The organism is Stenomitos rutilans (assembly GCF_059505485.1).
This window is the reverse complement of sequence record NZ_JCACKR010000093.1, coordinates 1-2,080: the sequence shown is the minus strand read 5'-3', so window position 1 is coordinate 2,080 and position 2,080 is coordinate 1. Positions and strand designations below refer to the sequence as shown.

At 51.6% G+C, this 2,080-nt stretch carries 2 protein-coding genes; both read right to left on the bottom strand.

What is annotated here, in order from left to right:
* Window positions 1-162: 162 nt before the first annotated feature.
* On the bottom strand, window positions 163-1,230 hold the full coding sequence (locus tag AC5JLP_RS18795; RefSeq protein WP_496069471.1) for a threo-3-hydroxy-L-aspartate ammonia-lyase: 1,068 nt from the start codon (window positions 1,228-1,230) through the stop codon (window positions 163-165).
* Window positions 1,231-1,764: 534 nt separating this feature from the next.
* A partial coding sequence (locus tag AC5JLP_RS18790) for a transposase (RefSeq protein ID WP_496069470.1) occupies window positions 1,765-2,080 on the bottom strand: 316 nt, incomplete at its 5' end.

The window sequence follows — 2,080 nt, the reverse complement described above, 5'->3', positions numbered from 1 at the left end:
ATCGGCTGTTGTCTGACTTCAGACATTGCCACTTCTGTCAATGCGTAAGTTCTAGTCTTTTCCCTGCTGTCACCAGGTAACGAGTTGGTAGAGGTGTTGCACGTTCTCAAGTCTTTAGGACAGGTGATTAAAGGCCGACTACCTGCATGAGCTGAACGTCTTCTAACTCAACTCTGCTGCCCAGGGAGCGTGGGGTTGAGGTTTTGGCGGTTTTGTGACTTTGGCAAATAGTTTGCCTGCTTGTTTGAGATCCACGTTGCCGCCGCTGATGATGACCCCAATGCGAGCACCCGGTTCGTGGATGATACCTTCTAGCAATGCAGCCGTGGCTAACGCTCCGGTGGGTTCAACGACCAGCTTCAGGCGCTCCCACAGGAAGAACATGGCACGGAGAATGGCGGCTTCGGAAACTGTGACCATATCGTGGACGTAGTGCAGGATCAGCGGAAAGGTGAGTGTGCCAAGGGATGCAGTACGCGCACCATCGGCGATCGTGTCTGGATTTTCTACCGTTTGCAGGGTTTTGGCATAGAACGATCGCGTGGCATCATCGGCACGTTTCGGCTCGACCCCAATCACGCGGCAGGAGGGCGACAGGGCATGGGTGGCGATCGCGCAACCCGATAGCAGTCCACCCCCACCACAGCAGACCAATAGAAGATCCAGTGCTCCCACTTCTTCGATCAGTTCTTTTGCTGCCGTACCCTGTCCCGCAATGACGTGTGGATGGTCAAAGGGTGGAATGAGCGTCAAGCCGCGATCGCCTGCCAATGATTGTGCCAGCGCTTCCCGCGAATCAGTCAAGCGATTGTAGGTCACTACTTCGGCACCGTAACCGCGAGTAGCGGCGAGTTTTACAGCAGGCGCATCTTCTGGCATGACGATCGTGGTGGGAATATTGAGCAATTGACCGGACAGCGCGATCGCCTGAGCATGATTTCCCGATGAGAAGGCCAGCACACCGCGCCGACGCTGTTCTTCTGGTAGCTGCACCAGCGCATTGTAAGCACCGCGAAACTTAAAGGCTCCGATGCGCTGGAAGTTCTCACACTTGAAGAAAACCCGGCTTCCAGTTTGGCGATCGATCGTTGTGGAAGTCATCACCGGAGTTCGATGCGCCTGACCGTCAAGGCGACTGGCAGCGGCTTCTACATCAGCATAGGCAACTGGAGAACCGAGTGTTGATTGCAATTGCGTGCCATCAACTTGAGTCAAATCCACCTTATTCATCAGCAAGCCCTCGGCATTTCGTCATTAGTATTAACCCTTTCTCCTCACCCATATGAGTAACGGTTTGAAGGAGATGTACTTCTGATCATAAAGAGTACGCGAAAACGTGTTGAGCAGTTTCTAATGAAGGCGAATGTCCTATTTGTCACTTTTTTTTGCTTTGAGGTAGTAGACCTTCTGAAGCGACTCAATCAACAAAGATTGCCTTCTGCCTCTTGCGTTCGCTTTAGATGCATTCCAAAGCGTTTTCCAAATAATTTACTGGTATAGAAAAATCTTACGCGAACTTTCCGGATATTCTCTTCGGCAGGTGTATTTCCATAGGCAGGTCGATCAATTCATCGGTATGCCCGCCTGATGCATCCATTCTAACCCACTGCTTTGGTGGCAAGGCATCAGGTCGATCGAGGCTGCTTCATCAGGTTTAACGCGACGTTCAGCGAGCGCACCGTTTGATAGCGCAGTCAATGAGGCGATCGAAGCAACGCATGAGAGCAAACAAACAAATCATGGCTCAATAGGTAATTCAGGGAGTTAAGGGAGAAGAGTGTCCAATAAAGCACTGAGCAAGGCTTTGCCTCGTTTTTTGGTATTGTGGACAAACTCAAAGAAAGCTAAATATAGCGGCAACTTTTCCTGAGAGATGCCGCGATGCGGACGCAACCAGGAGCGCAAGAGCGACCAAAAGCCCTCCATCGTGTTGACATGGACTTCGCAGAACCCATCGCCATCGTCATCACGAGCGTATTCACCCGCCCCATGACAGACCGTTTTGTGCTCATAACCCCAGTCAGTCAATAGACTTCCTGCATGAATCATGCGGGGTGTGCCAGTTCGTAGTTCAGCAACC

What these genes read in the sequence shown, in the direction of transcription:
- AC5JLP_RS18795 (WP_496069471.1), bottom strand. Translation starts at nt 1,230, where the DNA reads ATGAATAAGGTGGATTTGACTCAAGTTGATGGCACGCAATTGCAATCA.